Source organism: Helicobacter magdeburgensis (assembly GCF_000765825.2).
Classification (GTDB): domain Bacteria; phylum Campylobacterota; class Campylobacteria; order Campylobacterales; family Helicobacteraceae; genus Helicobacter_C; species Helicobacter_C magdeburgensis.
On the sequence record NZ_JRPE02000003.1, the window covers coordinates 19,508 to 44,092 of the forward strand.

The window sequence follows — 24,585 nt, forward strand, 5'->3', positions numbered from 1 at the left end:
ACTCTTTAAAGATTCAAACTATCAAATATAGCCAAGCACCCGCCGCCAAAAATCCGCAAATCGTTGCTTTTGTGGTGAGTTAAGCATATTTTGTTCCAACTTCATAACAACCCCTTGTGCGATATGTTGTATCTCCCCGCTTACCGCACTTAATGGCTCGGCTTTGACAAATAGCTCACGCGAACGCACCGCTTTTGCCACCACTTGACTTTGCTCGATGAATCCAAGATTCTGTAATGTAAGTGCGGGAATATTTTTCTTAGCTAAAGTTGAAATTCTATCAAACACCATTTGGGATTCTCTCTGGCTTTTTACCATATTAAGAATCATAAAAATCTCATTACGCATTTTAGCATTAAGCTTAATAGTCGCATACGCATCAGTGAGTGCTGAAGGATCGGGCATAGTAACGACAATAAGCATATCACTAGCATTCAAAAAGCCCTGCGTGATTCCGCCAATCCCAGCTCCCGTATCAATAATCATATAATCAATAGAATCTAAAATATCGCTCTCTTGTAAAAACCGCTCAAAAATACCGCTATGAGCATATTTTAGAATCTCCTCTCCATTATCACCCGGGATTAGATACAAACCTTCTTCAATGGGATAAATAATCTCCTGAAAACTCACTTCTCCACGCAATGCGTGAAGAATATTTTTTTGTGTCTTAACCCCAAAGATGAGATCAAGGTTAGCTAGTCCAATATCCGCATCAAAGATGGCTACGCGTTTTTTAAGCTTCCATAAGCAATAAGCAAGGTTGGCACTTATGCTTGATTTCCCCACACCACCCTTGCCTGAAGTGATAGCAATAAACTTTGTATTACTAAAGTTGCGTTTATCCTTGCTTTGTATGAGAGATTGTAGCTCGTGGGCTTGATTTTGTATCATATCTTTTCCTATTGAGATTCTACTTAGATTCTGGACGCTTAAACCCATCAAGCAAACAATCTACCAAATAATCATTACTCGCTAAAATCAAGTCATTAGGCACACCTTGCCCGATTGAGAGATATGAAATGGGCTTTTTTGTGTCATATACGAGTGAAAACATATTCCCAAAATTGCGACTTTCATCAAGTTTGCTAAAAATCAAAGTGTCAATATTAAGCTCACTAAAGGCATTATAGGTATCTTTCAAGTCCTCATACTTGGCATTGAGTGCAAGCACTAGGCTAATATCAATTTTATAATCCGTATTCAAATAAGACTTGATATTTTGTAATTTACCCCTATCGTGCTGTGAATGCCCCGCCGTGTCAATCAAAATATAATCACAATGTTTGAGTGAATCTATGGCTTTTGGCAGTTCCTCTGGCTCTACAACAGTATCAATACTTAGCTTCATCATACGCGCATACGCCATAAGCTGATCCACCGCTGCTAAACGATAAGTATCAAGGGTAATCACCCCCACGCGATAGCGTTTATTGAGCATAAGTGAATATCTCGCAGCAAGTTTGGCTAGAGTGGTTGTTTTCCCCACGCCCGTTGGACCAACAAGCATCATAATTTTTTTATCATTATTATTGAGATTCTCACTCCTGCAATAAATCATCTTTCGCAAAACTTCACGGAAATACCGCTTGATAGTCGTTGAGCTTGAACGCATTTTTAAAGGCATAAGCTCTAAGGATAGCTGCATTATCGTGTCTAAATGCTCCCTACTCATTCCGCTACTTTTAGCAATTCTATAAATTTCAGCAAACTCTTGGGGGATATTTATACCTTCATTCTTTGGGCTTTTCTCCTCCCACAGCATATTTTGAATGATTTTTAGCTTATCATTTAAATCATCAAGCTCACTTTTTATCTCTTTAAGCTCTAGCCTTTCATTGATATGCTGCTCTAAACGCGTTTGTTGTAAATCCTGAATCCTTTCATTTGCCCTTTCATCAAGCTTTTGCATAATCTGGGCTTTGCTGGGCTTATTAGTTGTAGTTGTGCTTGTGGGGTATGGTCGTGCGGCATTGGGGCTTAGAGCAGGTGAAGATGATGACAAAGATGGTGTTGAAGGTGGCGGGGTTTGGGGAATAATGCTTGGAGATTCTGGCATATTACTTGGCACATTAGCAATCTGTGAGATTTCTTTGACGGCGTTTGAAAGCTGCAGGGTTACTTCATCGTAGATTCTAGGTTTGTTTGCTTCTTGGCGTTTTTTTGCCATTTTCTTTTCTGCTATTTCATCAAGCTTTTTTTGCACACTATTTTGTGGAATCTGCTGGGCTAAGTCTGTGCTAGATTCTGCTTTTGGCTCTGTGCTTTGCGTATCAGTTTTGCCCTCTATCTCATCAACGGCTATGACAATCTCATATAAGCCCGGTTGGGCTAGGGACTTTTTGCGAATCTCCTTATTCTCAACAAGCAAAATATCGCTCCCAAAGGTTTCTTGTGCTTTTTTAAGAGCTTGGGCTGGAGTGTCGCCCATAAAGGTGTGAAGTTTCTTTGCCATAATATCCGCCTATCAAATAAAAATCCCTGATTATAGCTTGTTTGAGTTTTAGCGAAGTTGAAGTCGGCTAAAGTCGATGTAATTTGTATGAAAAGATTCACATTTTCACCATATTTTTTTATTACATTGTGTAGATTACAAGATATTAAAAATAAGAGTTTTTGTTAATATTTATTTAAGCTTTTTGCTGCTATAAATCCGCCCACAAACTTTTTAAATAATAAGAATTGTTTGTAATTTTAATAAAAGGATTTGCAATGAAGCTTTCAACTTCTCACCGCATTACTCAAAAAACTACTTTTAAAATATCGCTTGTCCTTAGTCTCTCGCTTAGTGGGAGCTTTGCTGATTCTCTTAATACCTTAGAATCTAGCACAACTCGCCCCGACAATGAGACAAGAAAAGTGAATCTTGGGCGATCGGTTGTTACCGCTGCGGGCTATGAGCAGGATATAAAAACCGCTCCAGCGTCCATCTCCATAATTCCCAAAGAAGAGATCTTAACCCGCCCCATTCGCGATATAGGCGATGCGGTGCAAGATGTCCCGGGCGTATATGTGGAGCAGGACAAAACCGGGCAAAACTCAATCTCTATGCGTGGGCTTAGCTCAAGCTACACGCTTATCCTTATTGATGGCAAACGCCAAAATACCACGCGTGGCTTTGTGCAAAATGGGCTTGGGAATCAAACCTCCTTTATGCCACCACCTTCAATGATAGAAAGGATTGAAGTTATTCGTGGTCCTGCCTCCACAATTTATGGTTCTGATGCTATGGGAGGGGTTATCAATATTATCACTAAAAAGCATACAAATACATTCACAAGTGGAATCCAAATGGAAACAAAGCTTTTTGAGCCAAATAGTGAATGGGGGAATGTCTATGGCACAAATGCCTATATGAATATCCCTCTTCTCAAAGATAAGCTCTCGCTGAATCTCCGCGGCTCTGCAAGATACAATGATGCAAATGAATTTTTAAAGCCCTCGTGGGTAAGCCCAAGTAGCAATGGCAATCCTTATGCGGCACACTCCTCCACAGGCTCTCGCAATTTTAGCGGCGGCTTTAGGCTCAACTACACACCAACAAACCGCGATTATATCTATCTAGATTCTGAAATCTATAATGGACGACTTGGAACGCTCAATACCTCTAGTAGGAGTATTACCTCCATACAAGAGCTTTTTAAGGTTAATTCCGTGCTTAGCCACGATGGAAACTACGAGTGGGGCAAACTCTCTAGCTATGTGCAGCACTCTTACAATCTCATTGCCCCACACGCAAATGTTGGCATTGGAGCGGATAAAGGGGATTATATCAACTACGCAAACAAACGCACCGCCCAAAATGCCATATTCCAAAGCACTTATACAAATGACTTTGATTTAAACAATTATGGGGCGATTATTTTTAATGGTGGGGTGTATTATCAGTTTGAGAATCTTATAGGCACAATCTCTAGCAAACACAGGAATATGCACCAAAATCAAGCTGCTATCTTTGCTGAAGGGGAATATCTCATAAGTGAGAGCATAAGCACCACACTTGGCTTACGATATAATTATAGCGACCGCTTCGCCACCGTGCCAAATCCTAGATTCTATGTAAATTATAATCCCACAGATTGGCTGACATTCAAAGCAGGTGTGGCAAATGGTGTGCTTATCCCCACACTTTTACAAACCACTGATGGTGTTATTACCACAAGCTCTAGCAATAGCACTACGACAGAATCTTATGGGAATCCAAACCTAAAACCCGAGCAAAGCTGGAACTACGAGCTTAGTGCGATTGTAGATACAGATCCAGCGATGTTTATTCTCACAGGCTATTACACAGATTTTAATAATCAAATTGAAACATTACAAGGCATAACAGGTGGCACACAAATCCCCGGGACAAACCAAATCTGCCCCGGCAATAGCACAACCTGCTCCACTTATCGCAATGTAGAAAAAAGTCTTGTAAGCGGAGCGGAACTAAGTGCAAAGATTAAGCCTATTGGTGGATTTTCCCTTGATGCAGGATATGGCTACACCTACACAGAAGCTCTAAGTGGCTCGGGCAAAGGAGAGCCGATAAATTCTATCCCGCGACACAGCTTTACTATTACCCCAAAATATCAATATGGTAATTTTGATATGTATGTGCGATGGAGTGGGAAATACAAAACGCCCACACCTTATGCGGGATCTAATGCACGAACAAATGTGCGAGAGATTGTAGGGCAGTATTACAAAGACTATCAGCTTGTAGATGTTGCAGCAAGCTACAAAATCGGCAAACACTATGCCCTAACTCTAGCGGTTAATAATCTCTTTGATGTGTATTTTATGGACTATGCAAGTTACACAAGTGGCAGTAACACAAACGCGCAAAACAGATACCAAAGAATCTTGCCAAGCCGAAACTATTGGATAAGCTTTAGAGCGGACTTCTAGGCTTTAGAGTATAGAATCTCAGCACTATGCACTTCACATTTAACTCACAATCTTTAGATAGGATTGTGAGAATTTATATCATTACTTAAGGACTTTCACATTATGAAACTTCATCGTAAATTTTGGATGCAAATGCACTTGTATTTGAGCCTATTTTTTCTCCCAGCAGCGTTGATATATGCGATAACAGGTGTGCTTTACATCTTTGAAATTCGTCAAAATTCCGGTGCGACCATTATTGATATTCCACTAGATTCTATGCCACAAAAGGGGCAAGAAGAGGAGTTTATCATCACCATTCTTAAAAATAAGAATCTCCAAATCCCCAAAGACACGCAAGTGCGTATGATGAAAGGCAATCTCTCAATGGGGAATATCAAATACAGCGTAAGCTTAAGCAAAGATAAAGAGGGCAAACCTATGCTTCGCACGATAGATAGGGGATTATATGGAATCTTAATGCTTATGCACAAAAGCACTGGAAGCAAACACGAAATAGCTGGATTCAAACTCTCATATTTTGACTTCATCGCCATTGGCTTTGGACTTTCAATGCTCCTATTTTACCTATCAGGGCTTATTGTTACTTCATTTTGTAAGGGCAAACGCAAAGTTGCTTTTAGTGTTTTGGGTGGAGGCTTTATTCTCACAGCCTTAGCAGTGTATGGGAGTATTTAGGGTTTGATACTTAGATTCCAATATGCCTTGTCTGTCTTTTTGAGTAAGATAATATGACAAGGCGTATCAATGACACAACTTTATGGCAGTAAAAAGCCGTATTCATAGACTTTTATTTCTATCTTTTTGGCTAAGTTTTTTAGGGCGTAGTTGAGTATGCCTAGCTTTTCTTTGTAGGCTTCATCATCGGCTTTTTGGGGTGGGTTCATTTTGCCTTTGTCATTAAAGCCTTGAAAGTGGGCTTTGATGTCATAGAGTGCGGCGTTTGGGTTGTAGTCTTTAGAATCTTTTGCTTGTGTGTGATAGTGCTTGAAAATCTCTTTTCCTGCTTGTAGCACTTCTTTTGCTTCATCGCTAAAAATTAGCGGCTTTGTGGGGATAAAGTCTAGCTCATCTTTAAACAAGCTTTTACTATCAGTGCTTTTAGAATCTGGCTTGATTTTGCCTTGCAAAAAGTCTTGCATAAAGTGAGATTCAAAGGCTTCGGCTGCGTCTATATCTTTTTCACTAAAGGGGATAAAGTGATTTATGCCCTCTTTGCAAGTGATTCTATTTTGTCCGTGAAAAAGCATAAAAATAAGGCAGTCGCTATGAAACTCTGTGTCCTTTTCCCATTTTTTATTTGGGGCTAGGAATTGATCTCTATCATTTATCCAAGTGGCTTTAATACAATGGCGGACGGAGAGATAAATACTTGTTGGGATAAGATTGTTTGGTGTGATTGTGTTTGTATGATTATAATTATTTGTACTAGTGATTCTAATGTAATTTTGGTTTTGAAAGTCGTTGCCTCGTGTATTCATTATACCCACTATGTTTGCGTTTTTGTCATAATAAGCACTATACCAATCGTTAATTTTCTTGCTTATATTTTTTGTATAAAATCGCTTTTTTCCTAAACTCGCCCCGTTTTCATCAAAAGTATCTAGGGTTATGCTCTTTTTCATTGAATGCCTTTTAGCATATCGCTTAGAATCTGTTTTAGCTCATCTTTGCTTATCTCATCACTTGCTACGCTTACAATAACATCTTCTAGCTTTTGGTAAAAGTCCCTTGGCGTGGCTTTGTGGTTGAGCGTTATAAAGGCATCGCCGATAAGCAATGCGGTGCGTTTATTCCCGTCTGCAAATGGGTGAAACTTCACACAGGCAAACATTATATGCGTAAGCTTATCTATAAATCTTGGGTAATAATCATCATTTTGGATTTGTGTCAGGGCAGAATCTAAAAGAGCGATTTGCTTAGGATTTGCCCCTTTTAGTCCACCTATTTCATCTAGCATATCATCGTGGATTTTTTGCACTTCTTGTAAGCTTAAATATCTCATTTGTCTTTTAGCCTTTCAAATACAGCACGAATCTCTGGGTCTTGTAGTTTGCTTTGTAACTGCTCTCTTACACTTTCAAAATCGCTTTTAGATTCTAGCTCTTTTGTAATCTTTAAATCACTTTTTAAGCCTTTTAGGCTTTCAATCACTTGCAAAAGTTTAGAATCTACATTTTCTAATATCAAAGTCATTTTCTACTCCTTAATGTATTTTTTGGATTCTAGCAAAAATATTTGTGCTTTAGCTTATTACTATTCCTTTTGGCTTAAATCCCATATCAAAAAGCCTATGGGGAAGTTTCCTTTGACATTATCAAAGGTGTAAGCTGGAGCGATAAAGCCTTTTAGAAATTTTGCTTGAAAAGTCTCTCTAAACTTTATGAAATTACTAGAATTGACATATTTCAGTGTTGAAAAGGCGGCTAGGTGGCAGTGTGGAATCTCTTTATAGATTCTAAAGAAAAATTGTGCGAAAAGCTCATTACTCGCCTTCCCCATAGAATCTTTGTAGCGTTCATAAGTGGCATTACCTAGGCTTACGCCATCTTTATTTTTGCCTGTATTTGTTACCTGTGTCGCTGAGGCGGCTTCCGCATAGGGTGGATTGATAAAGATAATGAGTTTTTTGCGTTTTTCATCATCTTTTAGAATCTCTTGCAGGGATTTTGGCAGTTTAGATTCTACGCAATTAGGGCATTTAGAATCTAGTCCATTTTTAGTATGTTTATCACAAGGCTTGTCAAAAAACTCATCGTTTAAAAAGTCAAATTGAAAAATATGCTTTGGCAGTAGGTGCAGGGCATTTTCACTTGATAATTCTTGCATAATCTCTACATCGGCTTTATCTAAGGTAGAGGCATAGAGCCTGTGAGATTCTGTAAGGTTTGTGAGTAGATTGCCTGTCCCTGCGGCACAATCCCATACATAATACTCACTTTGATAGTTTTCACCTAGGGCTTTTTCTAGGTAGCTTTGGGCTTTGCTAACCCAAATTTGCGGGGTGAAAAACGCACCCTTTCGCTCTCTAATATCGCTAGGGACTAGCAAATCTCGCCTATCTATAATGTAGCTCCAATACTCCTCTTTTGGTGGTCGTTCATAGAGATTCCAAAAGGCTGTGTGGGCTTTTTGATTATCATTAAAACTTGCGGTATCTTTTTGCTGTGTCCCCATAAATGTGGTGGTTTTATTAAACTCATAATGCGTTTGTTTTAGCACGACAAAGAGTTTATCTAGTAGGCTTTGATTTTCAGCACTTAATAAATCTGCTAGATAGAAATCTGCGTCTAAAATCCCTGCGTTTTTAGCAAGATTCCAATCAATGCCAATGCTTGGGGCTACGCTTGTAAGCCACTTTTGATAAATGGTGGTGAAGTTGTTTTTGGTTATGGGGATTTTGGCGATGTTTTCATTATTTAGCGTGAAATTTGCTTGTATGAAAGATTGTAATTCTTTATAGTCGCTTTTGAAGCTAAATTGCAATTTTTTAGATTCTAAAAGTTCTTTTGTTTTGGTGTGGAGTGTTTTAAACTCTTTTGTGTCGTGGTTACTTGGGGTTACGTTCCAATTAAAGTCATTTTGTGTGAATATAGAATCTAGCTCGTGGTAGGGGATAAAGGCGATTTTCTCACAATCGAGCGCTCCTAAGAAAATGGGCGGGAGATTGTTTTCATAGGTTTTTTCCTTGCCTATGGTTAGGATTAGCTGGATAAAAGATTCTATAATATCTGCCTTATTGCCTTTTTTGGCTTCTGCCCACAAAAAGTTTATAGGCTGGAAAAGTGTCTTTGCGTTGTAGCTTATACAAAAATCAATCCGCCCTAGAATCTGCGTGGAATCTAGATATTTTAAAAGGGCTTTTTGCTCTTTGTCTAGTTTGATATTTTCACTTTGTGGGTTTGGGCTGAAAAAATCAGCTGCCACTTTGTGCTTTAGCTCTTCTTCTGGGAGGTTTAGGGGATACATTTTACTCGCCTTTTGTGATTAAAGTTTGTATTGTAGCAAAATCGTTGCTTTTACGATTTTAGAGTGTGTATAGCAGACTCTAAACTTGCAAGAATCCTACTTAAGCTTAGATTCTTATCGCTATATACACTCATCTTTTCTTAACTCACAATATGCCATTTTGTCCTTGCGGCTAGAATCTAAAACAACGGCTTATCCATCTCCTGCGGTATAGGCAGATTCATCGCCTTTAGAATGCTTGGGGCGATATTATTTAATCCACCATTAGCGATATGTGTAACTCCATTAATCATTCCAAAGCACCATACCTGCCCGATTGTGTGATTTGTCAGTGTGTTGCCATTGTCATCTTTCATCTCTTCGCAATTGCCGTGATCGCTTGTGATAAATAACGCATAGTCATTTGCCCTAGCAGATTCTATAATCCTGCCAAGCTCATAATCCACCGCTTCAACAGCCCTAATCGCCGCTTCAAAATTGCCCGTATGCCCTACCATATCGCCATTAGCAAAATTCACAACAATAAAATCATAGCCCTTTTCCATCGCCCCTAGCACACATTCACTCACTTCATTTGCACTCATCTCCGGTTGCAAATCATAAGTCTTCACATTAGGTGAAGGTACAAGGCAACGCTCTTCATTGGGATATGGCTCTTCACGCCCACCATTAAAGAAAAATGTAATGTGTGCGTATTTCTCTGTTTCAGCGGTGTGAAACTGCCTTAAACCATTTGTGGCAATGACTTCTGCAAGGGTATTTTGCACCTTTTGCTTGGGAAAAAGTATGGGATAGGGAAATGTCGCATCATACTCTGTCATCGTGGCGATAGATAGCGGGATAAACTCTCGCTCAAACTCACTAAATTGTGGATTGCCTAAAGATTCTACAATCTCTCTTGCCCTATCAGAGCGGAAATTCACAAAAATAAAAGCCTCTCCTGCCTCCATACCCTTATATCCGCCAAAACTCGCCGGGATTATAAACTCATCAAAAATCCCTTGATTATATTGATTCTTAATATACTCTTGCGGAGAAAGGGAGCTAGGATTCTTGCCTTGTGCTATGCTTTGATGGGCTTGTTGCACTCGCTCCCACCGCTTATCCCTATCCATAGCATAAAATCGCCCTGAAATACTTGCGATACTTACTTTTTCATTACACAGCTTTTCTATCTCGCTTAAATACCCTAATGCACTCTGTGGCAGGACATCTCGCCCATCAGTGATAAGATGAAGCTTGATAGTTTTGCCTTGAATGGATAAAATCTCCACTAACGCCTTAAAATGTGAGATATGCGAATGCACCCCGCCATCACTTAACAACCCACATAAATGCACCACGCTAGAATCTGCCACCGCTTGAAGCAGCGCAGGATTTTGAGCCAACTCACCGCTTGTAATGGCATTTGCAATCCTAACTAAATCTTGATACAAAATCCGCCCCGAGCCAATACACATATGCCCCACTTCCGAGTTTCCCATTTGCCCTTCCGGCAGCCCCACACTCAAGCCAAAGGTATCAATCATACCATAAGGCACATTTTCAAATAAATAATCATAGTTTGGCTTTTTGGCGTGATAAAAAGCGTTGTGTGTTGTTTTATGGCTATAACCTATCCCGTCAGTAATCACAAGAATCGCTTTCATTGTCTTTCCTTTAATATTTGATTGAAATTAACTAATTGTAGCTAAAATCAAACATCTTTCACCAACCAAATCAAATTCCCTAGCTTTATGTGAGATTCACATAACTACCAAAGGATTCAAATATGCTCTATTGGCTTTACCAACATTTTGGGATTAATATTTTCTCCTACATTACTTTCCGTGCGGGAATGGCGTTTTTTCTCGCCTTTGGAAGTGCTGTGCTGCTTATGCCTTATTTCATCAAATGGGCAAAGGCAAAAAAGGCTAATCAGCCCATATCCACTTATGTAGCCGCACACGAGGGTAAGAAAAATACTCCCACAATGGGCGGAATTGTCTTTATTGTAAGTATGCTCTTTGCCTCTTTACTCTGTGCGAATCTTTTTAATCCCTATGTGTTGCTTGGGCTATTTTGTATTGTGAGCTTTGCACTCATTGGAGCTAGAGATGATTATATGAAAATATCAGCAAAAAGCAACGCGGGAATGAGTGCTAAGATGAAGTTCTTTTTACTCTTTGTTGTAGCACTGCTTGTTACTTCTGCTCTTTTATATATCGGGCATAATACAAACCTTTATGTGCCATTTATGAAATATCCGCTTTTTGATTTAGGTGCGTTTAAAATCGCTGGAATCCCTGTCCTTGCGTTGGGATTTTGGATACTTGTATTTTTAGCCACAAGTAATGCGGTCAATATCACCGATGGACTTGATGGCTTGGCTACTGTGCCTAGCATTTGTGCGTTATTTTCACTCTCCATTTTTGTATATGTGGCTGGACACGCAGGATTTTCTGGCTATCTTTTATGGCCCAAGGTCGTGGATAGTGGGGAATTAGCCATTTTATCGGTAGCCCTAATTGGTGCGCTTTTTGGATTCTTGTGGTATAACTGCCACCCGGCTCAAGTCTTTATGGGAGATAGTGGAAGCCTTAGCCTTGGGGCATTCATCGCATTTATGGCGATTGTTTCAAATAATGAGATTCTGCTCTTACTCATTGGCATTATTTTTGTGATTGAAGCATTATCGGTGATTTTACAAGTGGGGAGCTATAAATATAGAAAGAAAAGAATCTTTGCTATGGCACCTATTCATCATCACTTTGAAGTGCGAGGCTGGGCGGAAAATAAAATCATTGTGCGATTTTGGATTATTGCGATTTTAGCAAATCTCATCGCCATTCTTAGCCTTAAAATCCGCTAAGAATCTAAGAATCTATAAGGAAAATCTATGCGTATCAGTATTTTTGGTTATGGCGTTACGACCACTCCACTTGTGAGCTTCCTTAACAATCAAGGACATACACTTCATATTTATGATGATAAGTTTGAATCTGCAAGCACAGATAGCTTTGGCAATGCCCTGCTCCCTTCAAATGCCTTTAAGCCAGAATCTAGTGATATGGAGATTCTAAGTCCGGGCATTCCGCCCTATCATCAGCTCGTGCAAAAGGCACAAAATCTTATAAGCGAGTATGATTATTTTAATATGCTCTTACAAAATGAAGCAAATCCGCCCTTAAACATTTGGATAAGTGGCACAAATGGCAAAACCACCACCACGGAAATGACAACTTTGCTTTTAGAGCCTTTTCACGCACAAAGCGGAGGGAATATCGGCACGCCCTTAGCCCTTTTATATCAAAACAAAGCCACAAAAATATGGGTGCTTGAGACTAGCTCCTTTACCCTGCACTACACACACAAAGCCTACCCTAGAATCTACGCTCTTTTGCCTGTGAAAGAAGATCATATCACTTGGCACGGCAGTTTTGAAAACTACATTAGCGACAAGCTTAGCCCGCTTACAATTATGGATAGTCTAACCCACGCCATTATCCCCGCACAATTTGTTAATCACAAGATAGTAGCCCAATACAAAGGCAATCTTATCACTTATGAATCTAGCCTTGATCTCGCCCAAAAATGCTCTATCGCCCTGCAAGATATTGTGTTTAAAGAGCCTTTTTTGCTTGATAGCGTGATTGCTTTAAGTATTGCAAAACTCGCCGCTAAAGCCGATAACATAGAGCGATTAAACACCTTTAGCATAGGCAAACATAGGATTGAAGAGTTTTATGATAAGCATAATCGCCTATGGGTTGATGATAGCAAAGGCACAAATGTTGATGCTACCATTCAAGCGATTAAACGCTATGCTAACACGCACCTTATGCTTATCTTAGGCGGTGATGACAAGGGGGCAAATCTCACGCCCCTTTTTGAAGCTATGCAGGGAGCGGATATTGAGATTTTTAGCATTGGGGCAAATGAAGAGCGTCTAGCCACTTTAGCAAAGCAGTATGGTATCCCCCTTACAAAATGTGAAAATCTCACAAACGCTATGGGTAAAATCCACGCCAAACGCACACCAGATTCTAAAGATGTCGTTTTGCTATCCCCCGCTGCGGCAAGCCTAGATCAATTTAGCTCATATAAGCAAAGGGGCGAACTCTTTGTCTCACTTGCCCTACAAAATGAGTAAGATGAACACTAAAAAAACTCTTTAATAATCAGCCTTATAGACATAATAAAGCATAGGCAAATCACCACAGGGCGGATAATTTTCGCTCCGTGTTTTATGGCAAGTTTCGCCCCCAGACTCGCCCCTATCATCTGCCCTACACACATTAATATGCCTAGAATCCACAGCACATTCCCACCTGCAATAAAAAGCAATGCCGAAGAGAGATTGATACTAAAAACAAGAACGCGAGAGTGTGCTAGGGCTTTACTCAAGCCGTAACCTGCTATACTAACAAATATCATCAGCACAAAAGAGCCTATCCCCACGCCTAAAAGCCCACCATACACACTTGCCACCGCACAAGAAGCGTATAAAAGCAAGGGATATTTTGTCCTTGCCCTATCCTCATCACTTAGCTTTGGTGAAAACAAAAAATACATTCCTACAAGAATCATCACAAAAGGCAGGATTTTAGATAGAATCTCAAGCGATACAAACTGCACAGCAAAAGCCCCCAAGCCAGAAAATATCACCGCTATGGCAATGCAAATGCGACTTTGCTGAAAGTCCATTAGTCCATTTTTATAGTAATGAGCCGCCCCGGTGAATGAACCCACACAGGCTTGAAGCTTGTTTGTCGCTAGGGCTTGAAGGGGATTTAGCCCACTCAACAAAAGCAGGGGCATAGTTATCATTCCAGCCCCGCCAGAGAGTGAGCCTACAAACCCACCAAAGATAGATGCCACAAACAGCACAATATACCAAACTACTTCAATACTGCCAAACATACCACAACCTTTATTTTGCCTTGTATAATCATAGTTCGCAAAGCTTAATGTTTTTTCACAAAGTTGTTTGAATCTGCCATTAATAAATTACCAAGCTTTCTATCTCTTATTTCTGCTTATTTAAAAACCCATCAAATTCATCAATAAATGTTTGATTTTTGCTTATATCTTTATTTATAAAAAATGGTAAAGATTCTAATGTCAATATTTGATTTGTATCTGTGTCAAGCTTTTTGCCCTTTAGCATTGCTAGAAAATCCTCTTTCCAACTATCTTTAGGGGCTAAATGCTCTCCCTTTGTCTCCATAAAACATTGAATACTTAAAAACTTATCATTCCTTTCACTCAATTTTTTGCCAAAGAAAATAAAATCAGGCTCAAAGCCCATTCCATAAGTTACTTCATTTGCGCGATTATCATAAATTTTAAATTCTTTAAATCCCTCATTTCTTATAATAAACCATTGAGAAAACATCTTATCAATATCATCTTTTCTGCTCTCTATAAATTCCAAAAATTCTCTTTCTAGCTTACTATCATAACAAAATGTCTTATGATATAACCAAGTGAATCTAGAATCTTCAAAATTATCATCATTTTTAAAGATTATTCTATCGCCTATATTAAATTTATGAGACTGAAACTCACTTACTTCATATTCTTGCTTGATACTTTGCTTTAAGGATTTAAAATTTTCCAAAATATACTTTGCTATTTCAAGTTTATTTTCCATATTAAATGTTTGTTTTTTTGAAAAGCATACATATATTTTTTTTAAATAATTTTCTATAAAATCCCTTTTGCTTTTAAAGTCAAGATTCTTATTAATTTCTTTAAAACTAAGCCCTAACATATTCATTGCTTTAAGAAAATATTTAGTATCTATAATAGATTCAAGCGTTGAAGAGTTTTGTAAATCATATTCTTCTTTCACAATCTCAAATTTCTCTTCACTTTCTTTTATAGAGTTTGAAAAAAGTGGAATTTGCAGTCCCTTTATTTTCTGCTCTATTTCAGCTCTTGTCATAGAGAAAAGTTGTAAATCCCCTCTTCTAATCCTTTTATTATTGGCATAATAAATTTTGTTATCATCAATAATAGGCTTTATCTTTTCATTGACAATTAAATCTACACGCCTTTTTTCTTCTTCAAATAACAAGCCTTGCTTATTCATACTTTCATTAAGATTTTTAATAAATGCGACATCATTAATGGTATGATAGCTTAGTCTCTCTAGGGCGTTTAGCTCATTATCTAAGTCATTATCATATTTTCTTATATAAATAGAATCACTATCAAACATAAATGATGGGTCTTTAAAAGGATAATATCTAGCACCTCTTCCTATAAGCTGAACTTCCTTAGTCGTAATAGCCTTACTAGCTTTATTACTACCAAGTCTTACTATATCAAAAAGGTTTAGCACATCCCAACCCTCATTGAGTTTATCTACTGAAAAAATCACTCTTATTTCATTGCTTGTATCCTCCAAAGTATTTAATAATACTTGATTTTTTTCAAGCTCTTTTTCATCATTTGTATTTAATATATACAATGATTTAAAATTATTCTTTAAAAAGTTGATAATGCTATTTGCATACGATAAACCATATTCTTTTTTAAAAAATTCTAAGCTTTTATGTAAAAGCTCACTCTCTTTATCAATATTTTCATAAAAGCTACTTATTTGAGAAGCTTCTAAATTTTCTAAAAAATTTATAAAAAACTTTTCATTTTGCTTTGATTCATTTATAGATTCACTTTTATACATTATTACAGGTTTTAGTATGATATTATGCTTTTGTGCGAGTAGCTCTCTATAAAGGCTTGTTAGCATACTGCCTAAGATTCTATACTCTAAAGTTTCATTGTTATATTTTGTTAGAAATATCCGTTTAGAATAGCCGTCTTTGCAAAACTCTTTTAAAGCGTATTCATAAATTATTTTATTTGTATATTTTTCTAAAACATTAGCCTCTTGTGGTATCGTAGCACTAAATTCAAATAATAAATTTTCTTTATTGCTTTCATAAGCCTTTGTTATGATTGTCTCCCAACCCTCTTTATTTTCCTTTTCACTTTTACTTTTAGTATCGCTATTTAAATGATGTGCTTCATCAGCCAATAACACAATCTTTTTATCCACTAAATCACTAAAGCTTAAAGAATTTTCCCTTTCTGTTTTAAATAAAGAAAACAAAGCCTGTATAGTCGTAAAATGTATATTGATACATTCATCTTTACTTTCACTTAGATTATTTAATAAATTAATCTCTACATTTTCAGAATCTATATTGATACTCTCTTTAAAAAGGTATTTACTTGAATATTTATCAGCAAAATTCGCCTTAGTTTTTTCCAATATAGAATTAGAATTTACAAAGAAAATAAAATCTCTATATCCCCTTTTATAGCAATCAAGTATCAAAGCAGCCATTATCAGCGTTTTCCCACTGCCTGTTGCCATATTAAACATTAAATGATTTTGTTTTATAGAATCTACATTAGCATAATAATATTTCAGTACTTTTTCTTGGTAGATTCTTAGCTCTTTAGATAAATTTTCTTTGATATACAAAGGTATCTCTATATCTTCCAGCCCTCTTTTTCCAAACTCTTCTAGTAAGGTCTCATATAACTTTTTATTAAACATTATCATCACCATAAAATATTTTATTAAGTTCTATAACTTCGCTAGATATTGCATAATCCTCATCTTCTATATCCCCATACAGCACATAGTCCATATTAGAATCTAAAATGTCTAGCAAAACTTCTTTTTTCTCTTGTAAATCTAATTCTTTAAACTCTTTATCTTTTAAAATACTATCTAAATCTATACGATAATCCAAAAAAGCCTTAGATTCTAAATCTTTGTAAATAGAATCTAGCATTTTTTCATCATTTATATTTTTTATTCTCTCTTTATATATTGCATTTAAAGGCATAAGCTCTGCATAAATAAAGCTTCCACCTCCTTGCCAATCTACCGCTTTGCTAATCCCCCCTTGCTCTCCATTTATCACCTTTTTAAGCCGCTCTTTTGTGATAGATTCTATATAGTCCATTTGTTCAATCCCTATAAATCGCCTTTTCATTTTCATAGCGACGGCTAGAGTTGTGCCACTTCCTGCAAAAAAGTCCATTACTAAATCGTTTTCGTTTGTAGTATGATTTAAAATTTCATAGATTAAACTTTCAGGTTTTGGGTTTTTAAAAACTGCACTATCGCCAAAAAGTTTTACAAACTCTTTTGTGCCAACTTGATTCATAAAAGCATTATCTACAAATTTTAAAGAATCAAAAGTCTTTTTTGTTGTCTTTAAATCTTTCAAATAGCGTTTATAGATAAACCCTCTTTCATCATCTTTATGTTCTTTTTTAAAGCAGATTCTGCCCTCATCAATATGCCTTTGGATTGTGTTTTGAGAAAAAAGCCAAAACCGCCCCTCTGGTGGATAGTCTTCTTTTCCCGTGTAAGGATTTTTTACTGCAAAATATCCCGTTTTTGGGTCACCGCTTTTGGCGCTTGGGTTATCACTGACCCAAGCGCCAAAAGGGTCATTATCTGGATTTTGATACTTGCTTAAGTCCTTTTGTCCCCCTAGTAAATTTACATTATTTTTATTTTTTGCATAGCAAAGTAAAAATTCGTGTTGATAATTTAGCCCTATTTTTGAATCATTTGTTGTGCTTTTTGTCTTGCGGATAAAATCGCCCACAAAATTATCCCTACCAAAAATTTCGTCCATTAAAACCTTGCAATAGTGTGATTCATATTCATCAATGGAAATAAATATCACGCCATCATCTCTTAAAAAATCCCTTGCAATTTCAAGGCGATTTTTCATAAATGTTAGCCAAGTGGAGTGATTGAAGTTATCATTATAATTAAAGCTATCATTGCCTGTATTATAAGGTGGGTCAATATAGATTAGTTTTACTTTATTTGCAAACTTCTTTTTTAAAGAGTGCAGGGCTAAAAGGTTATTGCCTTTGATTAAGAGATTAGCATTGTTAAGATTTTCTTTTAAATCCCCTTGCCCTATAAGCTCAAAATTTTGCAAAGCTTTTCTTGCAAACAACACATCTATTTCATCTTTTGCTAGAATCTCATTGAAAAATATCTCATTCTTTTTATCCTCATCTTTACTTTGTCCGCCTTTTATCACGCCATCTTTGTAAGCAAAGTTTAGCACGACTTCATTATTTGTTTTTAAAAAGCTTTTTGTTTTAAATGCTAGTCCTATTTTATTTGTATAACTTGTGAAGCTACCGCTTAAATTTCTAAGGTCTAAAAAGGTCAAAAAGTCATTAAGCTTAAAAATATAAGTGTTATTTCGCACAATAAAAAATCTATTCTTAAACTCATCTTTGTATGTGCTTTGCTCCAAAAGATAACAAAACAATTTTTCATCATAGCTTTGTGCTAAATTTCTAATATGCTTTAAAGTTTCAAAGCGATTTTCTAAATCTTGCAATAATTCATTTTTCATAACTTCTCCTAACTGCAAAATGTAATGTGTAAAAACTTACAATGTAAGAATATGAAGTATCTCCTTTGCCTACAGACTCATATATTAGCACTGCTTTCAAGCCATCTATAGCTCGTTTGTTATTATGAAAACAAAACTAAACGAGATTCTATAAATAATATATGTTATAGTCAAGTCCAAAGCCTTTGGTATTTGATATTTTTAGTCTCCACACTCACCCAAAGTAATAGAATCTAGAGCAAGGATTCTAGCAGAATCCTTGTAGTCTCATCCCTCCAAGCTTCCCATATCAATCACATAGCGGAATTTTGCCTTGCCGTTTGTGAGATTGCTATATGCTGTGTCAATGTCCTTTACACTAATGATTTCTACTTCAGGGTAGATTCCCTGCTGGATAGAAATATCTAGCATTTCTTGCGTCTCTTTAATACCGCCAATGAGTGAGCCATACACCTTTTTACCCGCAGAAAAAACAAGCCTTGTTACATCAATATGCGTTTTTAGCTCCACAGGCGGCAGCCCAACAATTGCCATCTCACCGCCAAACTTTAGCAAATCCACATAGCTATTGACATCATAAGCCGTAGGAATGGTAGAGATGATAAAATCAAATCGCTCTTTGCATTCACTTGTGGCAGTGTAAAGGGCTTTTACACCTAGATTCTTAGCAACTTGAGCCTTAAGTGTATTTCGTGCAAACACACTCACTTCCGCCCCAAGATAAAGGGCGTATTTCACCGCCATAAGCCCAAGTCCGCCAAATCCCGCTACCGCGACTTTATCGCCCCTTTTTACCTTGCTAAATTTTAAGGGGCTATAAGTGGTGATCCCTGCACAAAGCAGTGGGGCGACTTTCTCTAGCTGGGCATTTTGTGGCACTTGTATCGCAAAGTTTTCACTCACAACAATATTATTTGAGTAGCCGCCATAGGTTGGGGCATTATCGTGGAAGCAATCAAGGCAATCATAGGTAAAAACCGCCTTACCATTTTCGCAAAACTGCTCTTGACTCTGCTTGCACGCACTACACTCCCCACAGGAATTCACCATACAGCCAACGCCTGCATAATCGCCAATCTTAAACTTACTCACGCTTTTACCCACAGCTACCACACGCCCGGCTATCTCGTGCCCGGGGACCATAGGATAGATCCCACTTTTCCACTCACTTCTAGCAGAGTGTATATCGCTATGGCAGATTCCAGCATAGAGAATCTCAAGTAAAATATCATTCTCTCCCATTGCGTGGCGAGTGAAGTGAAAAGGCTTAAATGTGTCGTCTTTGTGGGCTACTGCATAGCCTTTTGCACTGATTTTTTGCCCATTGTTGGCTTGGGCTAAGTTTTCTTCTAAAAGCATAAAAATTCCTTTGGGTAGTAAAATAGCTAAGATTCTATAATATTTGTTTATAAGAAGTGCTAACAAGCGGGTTTAGACAAACACATAAAATCTTTAAGAGTGATATTATAAAGCCTAACACCTAGTGTTTGTCAAGGGGAAAATGTCAAAAAATAAAAGAGCTACGACAGTCGCCACAACCCTAAAGTTTAAGATTCTGCAACGCCTTATGCTTTGTAGAATCTAGGGTAAGTTAAAATTTCTTTTTCTGCACATCGGCTTGAATCTCACTTGCAATACCATTAACCTGCTGTGTAATGCCATTTGTCAAATCCGCGATTTGGACATTTTCTTGCGTAATCATCTGAATCTGATTAATAGAATCATTAATCTGTGTCAGTCCCAAAGTCTGCTCATTGACCGCTTCTGAAATCTCATTGACACTTTGCACAAGCATATTAATGTTTGCTTCAATCTCGCCTAGTGATTTGCTTGTTTTTTCAGCAAGTTTTCTTACCTCATCAGCCACAACCGCAAAGCCCCGTCCGTGTTCCCCAGCACGAGCAGCTTCAATGGCGGCATTGAGTGCTAAAAGATTTGTCTGTTCAGCAATATCCTGAATCACACTCACAATATTTTTAATATCTTGGGCTTGAGCGGTAGCTTCTGTAGTTTGCTCACTCACACTATGCATAGATGCGTTAATCTCACTTACCGCACTGACAGACTGCTCTAAAGCACTTGCTTGAGAATGTGTCCCTTGCAGCAACTTATTCATTGAAGATTCTAGCTCTTTGCTTTGCTCAGCAAGTGTATTAGCAAAGCCCGATGAAGTTTTAAGCATTTGGACAATCTCTTTTCCTAGCATATTTGCTGTAACCTCAACACCGCCCTTTGCATCAGGTATATCTTGAGTAAAATCAAGTCTTTCATACGCTGCAAATACCGCAGAAATCATATTCATATCCGCACCGATTTTAGATTCTAACACGGCTAGCATTTTATTTAGAATCTCGCCAAGCTCTTTAATCTGTGGGTTGGTGGGCTTCACATTCACCCGTGCTGTCATATTACCAGATTCTATGGCTTTGACAACTTCTAGCGTTTGAGCGATAGCTTGTTTATCTTTTGAAAGCGATTCTTTAGTGTTTGTGATATTCTCATCAATCGCCCTTGCCATCACGCCAAACTCATCTTGTGTCTGCAAACCTAAAAGTGGTGTGTCCTTAGTCTTATGATTAATAAAATCAAAAAAGCTTAGAAGTCCTTGTGTGATATTTTTGATATGGCGTAATTGATACACCACAATCCAATACAACACAATCGCCACAATCACAACAACGACAAAAAATAGCCCAACTTGAGACATCAAAAGTGAATATAACTCCTGTTCAAAATCTTCTTCAGAATTCGCCGAGCAAAGAAGCCAATTATGGTCATTAAGAATACATACTGCCATTTTTTCTATGCTATTATAGGTATAATGGATAATTTCTGATGGAGTATTAGGCGTTTTAGGTGTGTGAGCATAGAGAAAATCATATACTTCATTTTTTTGTGAATCTTGCGAAAATAGCACTTTTTCATCAGAATGCACGATGTTATAGTTGCCCCTATCATCAAAGCCAACGAGATATACCGAGCTACTTGGTGTTGTTTTAAGCGACACAAAATCGTGTTGCAAATTTTTTAGGAATATATTTGCTCCAATAACACCCACAAGCTTACCATCTACGACAAGTGGACTAAAAGCCGTGGCAATCAACTCGCCTGTTGTGATGTCATTAAAAGGTCGTGAAAGTCCAGATTTCATTGTCTTTTTAGCTGCTTGATACCACTCGCGTGTGCGGGAATCAAAGCCTTTGCTCTTATCAAGGATATAAGCCTTATTTTTTGACTGAATATCTGTTTTAATCAACAATCCATTATCTTCGTAGCCAATATACAAAGCATCAAGATGAATGGGAGTGAGCTTAAAGGCATCTTCTAGTTTTTTAGCAATCACCCCATAAGACAAATCTCCGCCTTGGGCAATTTCCTGTGCTACCTCTTCTACGAAGTGAAGTTTAGATTCAAAATATGCGTTGATAAAGTTCTCCGCATTTTTCACACTCTCCTGTTTGCCGTGTGCTACACTTGTAACAATGCTGGATTTAGTAAGAGAGAAACTCGCCAAAGCCAACAATGCAAACGACACAAGAAGCAATGCCACGATCGTGATAGCAATCTTTCCACTCACACTCTTTAACATCAACACTCTCCATTTCAGATTCTAAAATAATGTGCTTGTTTGTAAATCGCACAACAAGCTTGGGATTATATAATAAAACAATCCAAATTTAAAGTAATATTTACATAAATTTTGTAAATTAAGTGTAAAGTATCCCTGTTTTCATTCTAACTGCTATCTATCTTAACTCAATATCAAAATTTAATACTGCTACTATGAAAGTTTATATTTTTATAGAAAAAAGATTTAATAGAATCTATTTTTTAATATTTCTCATACTTTTTAAGCCAAATTTCAAACCAAGTAGAGTATAATCCGCACTCTTTTTTGTATGGCTCGATAGCTCAGTCGGTAGAGCAGGAGACTGAAAATCTCCGTGTCGGTGGTTCGATTCCGCCTCGAGCCACCACGATTACTTTTCTTTCATTTTCATTCGTTTTCAAATAACTACCAAATACCGCTATTTAAGGCTCTTATCTTTTCATTTGACTATCATTTGTTTTCATTTGTTTTCTACTTATTTTGGAAAAAATTATGGAAAGAGTTTAGATAGGAAAGGTAAATTTTCGCATATTCGCATATATGTATCACGCGCGCCTGTAATTGTAATATATTCTCTTTAGAGAAGAGAATTTTTTTTGAAAAAATCATTGTAATGCCCTACTATACGATGTTTTATAACAATTTTGTATTCAAAACAAGTTCCATTCTGGCGACCTACAAATACCGCCAAAATTCCCCAAAAAGTAGTCCATAATATACCAATAATTCTAATTATTTACGAACTTTTGGTAGGATTTTTCATACTTTCACAAGGAGAGATTTATGAAAGAGCCAAAGAGAAAAATAGCTGGTGCAAAGCAATTTGTTAATGCAGAAACAGGCGAAGTGCTTAATTTGCAAGAAATCATTGAATATTATGGCGATGATGAGCCTTGGCAAAGGGTGAGAGTTGCTCCACTTATGGCATTGCTAGATAGGGGCATAAGCCATTCTAAAATGAAAGTAATCCATTGGGTTGTAGAGCATTTGGATAGGGAAAACAATTTGATATACACACAAAGGCATATAGCAGAGCAAACACAAGTGGCAAAAAGCACAATCAATGAGCTGTTTAAATTTTTGCTTGATAGCAACTTTATGAAAAAAAAGGGCAGTGTATATCATATTAACCCCTACTTCATAGGTCCCAAAGCTTGCAGTGAGCAAGATTACAATGCGTTTGTAATACGATATAAAAAAATGGATAGTGCTGATGAGTCGTAGAGTTGTGCTTGAGATACGATACAAACAAGTCAATGCAAAAGATGAAGTAAGGCAAGTGAAAAATGAGTAGAGTAGCTAGAAAGATTCTATTTGATAAGGATATAAGAGCATTACAACCAAAAGAAAAGAAATATCGTGTAGTTGTAGGCAATCCTAGTGAGCTCATCTTGTTTGTGTATCCAAGTGGCACAAAAACCTTTGCACTGCGTTTGAGAAATGGTAATAAGGAAAAAAATATCCCACTCAAACGATTTAGGCAAGGTATTTATAGTGTAGCAGAAGCAAGAAAGGAAGCCACAGAAAAGCTTAGAATTATTGAAAGTGGTGGTGAGTTAGATACAGACAAGTATCTCTTTAAGAAGCTTTACAAGGATTTCATCGCACAAAAGCGTAAAAAAGGACAAACTCAAAGAACAATTAGAGTTGTAGAAAATTTATGCAATAGACATTTATTGCCTCATTTTGGACATTTAGACGCAAGAGAGATTAAGTATTCAAATATTCTATCAGTCTTTAATACGATATTTGATTCTAACAATCCACGCTTACCTAGACTAGAGACAATTAAAAGAGCAAAGACTGCCTTGCGAAATATCCTAGCCCCTGCACTAAAAGACCGCTATATAGAGTATGACCCAACACTAGGGCTAGAAAAAGAATTTCCAAGCATTAAGAGGTATTACATAGACAATGATATTGACCCACGCCTTGCAGCATTGACTAAAGAGAATGATTTGCGTGAGTTTTTGCAAGATTTAAGTGCGGCACATATAGAAAAACAAATTAAGAGGGCATTATATTTGCAGATTCTATGTGTAAATCGCCCAGCAAATACTGCAGGTAGCAAATGGCAACACATAGATTTAGAAACTAAAGTGTGGAGCATACCTGCCAAAGAAATGAAAATGCGAGAGCCTTTTACTATTGCTCTTAGCTCTTATGCCTTAAGAATCCTAGAGCTACAAAAAGCAGACTTTGGTATGCTTAATAGCTCATTTGTATTCCCTACTCTTAGCAAAGAGGGACATATTCATAGAGACACACTAAGCAAGGCTTTAAGACGACTAAATAAAGGCAAATGGCAAGGCAAGGTTACTACTCACGGATTTAGAGCCACATTTAGAACTATATGCACTTTACATAAAGCTGAATTATTACAAATGGGTATTAGTGATGAAGTGATTGAGGTTTGTTTGGCACATAAAGAGACAAATAGTATTAAATATGCATATGAGCGAGAAAAAAGCACACTGCAACAGCAGAGGATTCTAATGCAATGGTATGGGGATTATTTGAATGCTTTGTGTGATTTTAATTGTAATTTACCTATAAAAATGCAGGGATAAGCAGGATAGGGGTGAGCGGGGTCATTCTCACCGACAGATTAACGACCCCGATTTTCTCCGTCCTGCTAGTGAAACTATACTGTAATTTAGAGCCACGCAGTGCAAATTAATGCCTTGAACTTGTGAAAGGTGAATAATTTGC

General features: G+C 37.3%; 18 protein-coding genes and 1 tRNA gene. 7 read left to right on the forward strand and 12 right to left on the reverse strand.

Annotation, left to right across the window (positions count from 1 at the left end):
• Positions 1-21 precede the first annotated feature (21 nt).
• The gene (locus LS74_RS02545; protein ID WP_034586134.1) at positions 22-894 is read right to left on the reverse strand and encodes a MinD/ParA family protein; all 873 of its coding nucleotides are present in this window, start codon (positions 892-894) and stop codon (positions 22-24) included.
• Positions 895-913: 19 nt separating this feature from the next.
• Positions 914-2,455, reverse strand: a complete 1,542-nt coding sequence (gene flhF, locus LS74_RS02550; protein ID WP_034586137.1) for a flagellar biosynthesis protein FlhF — start codon at positions 2,453-2,455, stop codon at positions 914-916.
• A 257-nt stretch (positions 2,456-2,712) separates the two neighbouring features.
• Between flhF and LS74_RS02555 the strand changes: the two genes are divergently transcribed.
• On the forward strand, positions 2,713-4,896 hold the full coding sequence (locus LS74_RS02555) for a TonB-dependent receptor domain-containing protein (RefSeq protein ID WP_034586140.1): 2,184 nt from the start codon (positions 2,713-2,715) through the stop codon (positions 4,894-4,896).
• A gap of 102 nt (positions 4,897-4,998) precedes the next feature.
• The gene (locus LS74_RS02560; RefSeq protein WP_034586143.1) at positions 4,999-5,574 is read left to right on the forward strand and encodes a hypothetical protein; all 576 of its coding nucleotides are present in this window, start codon (positions 4,999-5,001) and stop codon (positions 5,572-5,574) included.
• A gap of 80 nt (positions 5,575-5,654) precedes the next feature.
• Here LS74_RS02560 and LS74_RS02565 read toward each other — a convergent pair whose 3' ends face one another.
• From LS74_RS02565 to gpmI, 5 genes are all read right to left on the reverse strand, one after another.
• Entirely contained in the window at positions 5,655-6,521 is an 867-nt protein-coding gene (locus LS74_RS02565; protein WP_034586146.1) for a hypothetical protein, read from the reverse strand.
• Positions 6,518-6,901, reverse strand: a complete 384-nt coding sequence (locus LS74_RS02570; protein ID WP_034586149.1) for a type II toxin-antitoxin system death-on-curing family toxin — start codon at positions 6,899-6,901, stop codon at positions 6,518-6,520. The genes LS74_RS02565 and LS74_RS02570 overlap by 4 nt, the downstream gene beginning before the upstream one ends.
• A complete protein-coding gene (locus LS74_RS02575) occupies positions 6,898-7,092 on the reverse strand; it encodes a hypothetical protein (RefSeq protein WP_034586152.1) in 195 nt (64 codons plus the stop codon). Before LS74_RS02575 ends, LS74_RS02570 begins: the two co-directional genes overlap by 4 nt.
• A gap of 60 nt (positions 7,093-7,152) precedes the next feature.
• On the reverse strand, positions 7,153-8,865 hold the full coding sequence (locus LS74_RS02580) for a hypothetical protein (protein WP_138128770.1): 1,713 nt from the start codon (positions 8,863-8,865) through the stop codon (positions 7,153-7,155).
• Between the two features lie 179 nt (positions 8,866-9,044).
• Positions 9,045-10,514: a 2,3-bisphosphoglycerate-independent phosphoglycerate mutase gene (gene gpmI, locus LS74_RS02585; RefSeq protein WP_138128772.1), complete on the reverse strand. Its 1,470-nt coding sequence runs from the start codon at positions 10,512-10,514 to the stop codon at positions 9,045-9,047.
• Positions 10,515-10,636: 122 nt separating this feature from the next.
• Here gpmI and mraY point away from each other — a divergent pair, with 122 nt between their 5' ends.
• The gene (gene mraY, locus LS74_RS02590) at positions 10,637-11,716 is read left to right on the forward strand and encodes a phospho-N-acetylmuramoyl-pentapeptide-transferase (protein ID WP_034588707.1); all 1,080 of its coding nucleotides are present in this window, start codon (positions 10,637-10,639) and stop codon (positions 11,714-11,716) included.
• Positions 11,717-11,743: 27 nt separating this feature from the next.
• Positions 11,744-12,997 carry a UDP-N-acetylmuramoyl-L-alanine--D-glutamate ligase gene (gene murD / locus LS74_RS02595; protein WP_034588709.1) on the forward strand — a complete coding sequence of 418 codons (1,254 nt, stop codon included), beginning with the start codon at positions 11,744-11,746 and terminating at the stop codon, positions 12,995-12,997.
• Between the two features lie 8 nt (positions 12,998-13,005).
• Here the strand turns inward: murD and LS74_RS02600 are convergent, their stop codons facing one another.
• The 5 genes from LS74_RS02600 to LS74_RS11050 form a co-directional block, all read right to left on the reverse strand.
• Positions 13,006-13,767, reverse strand: a complete 762-nt coding sequence (locus LS74_RS02600) for a TSUP family transporter (protein ID WP_034588711.1) — start codon at positions 13,765-13,767, stop codon at positions 13,006-13,008.
• A gap of 106 nt (positions 13,768-13,873) precedes the next feature.
• Complete coding sequence (locus tag LS74_RS02605; protein WP_138128774.1) at positions 13,874-16,420, reverse strand: DEAD/DEAH box helicase family protein; 2,547 nt, start codon at positions 16,418-16,420, stop codon at positions 13,874-13,876.
• On the reverse strand, positions 16,413-18,263 hold the full coding sequence (locus LS74_RS02610) for a site-specific DNA-methyltransferase (RefSeq protein ID WP_034587481.1): 1,851 nt from the start codon (positions 18,261-18,263) through the stop codon (positions 16,413-16,415). Before LS74_RS02610 ends, LS74_RS02605 begins: the two co-directional genes overlap by 8 nt.
• Positions 18,264-18,530: 267 nt before the next feature.
• Positions 18,531-19,622 (reverse strand): NAD(P)-dependent alcohol dehydrogenase, encoded by a 1,092-nt coding sequence (locus tag LS74_RS02615; protein ID WP_004087112.1) that lies wholly within the window; start codon positions 19,620-19,622, stop codon positions 18,531-18,533.
• Between the two features lie 232 nt (positions 19,623-19,854).
• Positions 19,855-21,852, reverse strand: coding sequence for a methyl-accepting chemotaxis protein (locus LS74_RS11050; protein WP_034587482.1), 1,998 nt, complete (start codon positions 21,850-21,852; stop codon positions 19,855-19,857).
• A gap of 312 nt (positions 21,853-22,164) precedes the next feature.
• Here LS74_RS11050 and LS74_RS02625 point away from each other — a divergent pair.
• The 3 genes from LS74_RS02625 (at position 22,165) to LS74_RS02635 (ending at position 24,443) form a co-directional block, all read left to right on the forward strand.
• Positions 22,165-22,240, forward strand: a tRNA-Phe gene (locus LS74_RS02625).
• A 416-nt stretch (positions 22,241-22,656) separates the two neighbouring features.
• Positions 22,657-23,097: a replication/maintenance protein RepL gene (locus LS74_RS02630; RefSeq protein ID WP_034587483.1), complete on the forward strand. Its 441-nt coding sequence runs from the start codon at positions 22,657-22,659 to the stop codon at positions 23,095-23,097.
• Positions 23,098-23,159: 62 nt separating this feature from the next.
• Positions 23,160-24,443, forward strand: coding sequence for a tyrosine-type recombinase/integrase (locus tag LS74_RS02635; protein ID WP_052086425.1), 1,284 nt, complete (start codon positions 23,160-23,162; stop codon positions 24,441-24,443).
• The last annotated feature ends 142 nt before the right edge of the window (positions 24,444-24,585 follow it).